Annotated in this window: 1 protein-coding gene; it reads right to left on the reverse strand. The window is 33.3% G+C overall.

Features of this window, described 5'->3' with window-relative positions; all coding sequences use genetic code 11:
• Positions 1 to 7: 7 nt before the first annotated feature.
• A complete protein-coding gene (locus BUA89_RS22645) occupies positions 8 to 1,009 on the reverse strand; it encodes an IS110 family RNA-guided transposase (protein WP_072964284.1) in 1,002 nt (333 codons plus the stop codon).
• Positions 1,010 to 1,241 lie beyond the last annotated feature (232 nt).

Here is a 1,241-nt window from a genome sequence, read left to right on the forward strand (position 1 = left end):
GTGTATTCTAAGACATATGCAAATTATATCTCACTAAATTTACGAAAGGTTCTTCTCTTTTTACAACGGCAAACATTCTGTAAACGAGTTTACAGCAAACAGCATTAATAATGGAATTATGGGCTTTTCCCTCTTCTTTTTTTCTCTTGTAATAAGATTTTAGCTCCTCATCGTAAATAACTGCCGAATTTGCACCATTAAAGAGTACTGTTTTAATCCTCTTATTTCTAAGCTTGCTGGTTTTGGTCTTTCCTTTAATACTCGTTCCCGAGGAATGCTCAAAGGGAGCTAAACCTGCATAGCAATTGAACTTTCTGGGATTCTGAAACGATGTAAAATTATTAGTCAAAACAATCATATAAGCAGCGGTAAGCATACCTACTCCTTTTACTTTGGTGATTTTCTTATAATTCGTGCTTATTTGCTGTTGTTTATCAATTTCCTGCTGTATTCTTTTTTCTACCAAATCAATATTTTTGTCCAATCGTTTGATGTGTTCTGTAATCTCATCTATTTGATAGCTGACATCGGCAATTTTATTTATTTGGTAAAAAGATTGTTTCTCATTTTTAAACTGCGTTCTTATCTTTATCAAATGGTTTCTGTAGGTCAGAAGGTTTTTTATCATAAGAATTTCTTTCTCCGGAAGAGCATGGAGTGTGAGTTCATGACAGTGAACTTTTGCATACCTTGCTATTCTCCACGAATCTACTTTATCATTTTTCCCTCTCTGAATTCCCTGACTCAACTTTATTTCCAAGGCAGGGATCTGGTAATAAGGCAGGTTATGGTTTTCTAATATTTTAGCAAGAAGAAGCCCGTAATTACCGGTGTTTTCAAAGCAATACCGTAACTGGGAATCCTTTCTTACGTTAGTTGAAATCATCTTTTCAACTCCTTCAACCGAGTTTTCTACCTTAAAGAAAATCTCTTTTTCGTCATTCTCACTCATTACACAGACATCCAATGTATCTTTAGAAATGTCTATTCCGACAAAATAATTTTTCATAATTTTGGATTTAGGAATAAACCTGAATGAACCAACTTTGAATGATGCTAAAACCTTTAATAAGCCTCAATGCTTAACATTCTAAATGGCAGTAATTCAAAAGAGAAAATAAAGTCTGATACACAGAATAGTTCTGTTCTGGCAATCTGTTTAGTTCACTTTATTTTCTCTGGTTCTTCAGAATTATAATTATTATCTAAGTTAATGCTAAATCCTTTGGCAAATCTAAAGG

The sequence above is a fragment of the Chryseobacterium arachidis genome, from assembly GCF_900129245.1.
GTDB classification, from domain to species: Bacteria; Bacteroidota; Bacteroidia; order Flavobacteriales; family Weeksellaceae; genus Chryseobacterium; species Chryseobacterium arachidis.